This window comes from Plebeiibacterium marinum (assembly GCF_026013615.1).
Classification (GTDB): Bacteria; Bacteroidota; Bacteroidia; order Bacteroidales; family Marinilabiliaceae; genus Saccharicrinis; species Saccharicrinis marinus_A.
In genome coordinates this window covers 1-325 of the sequence record NZ_JAPDPI010000176.1, presented here as the reverse complement: position 1 = coordinate 325, position 325 = coordinate 1, and the positions used below count along the sequence as shown (strand labels likewise).

General features: G+C 36.6%; 1 pseudogene. It reads left to right on the top strand.

The window, feature by feature from the left end:
- A pseudogene (locus OM074_RS21600) lies at window positions 1-325 on the top strand (IS1634 family transposase); the annotation flags it as partial.

The following is a 325-nucleotide window of genomic DNA, read 5'->3' as shown; positions in this document are numbered from 1 at the left end:
AAAGAGGAGGATGTTATTAACAATTACAGTAACCTATGGCATATAGAACGTGCGTTTAGAATGTCTAAGACCGACTTGAGAATACGCCCCATATATCATCGGCTGAGGAACCGGATAGAAGCACATATCTGCATCTCATTTACGGCATATGCTATATACAAAGAACTTGAGAGAATATTGGCTCTCGAAGGATCAAGTATATCAATAAGAAAAGCTGCAGAACTCACTCTCAATATGTATCAAATCAATTACACCTTACCTGATAGTAAACAGATACGATCAAACCTACTAAAAATGACTCCTGATCAAGTGGAATTATATGAAA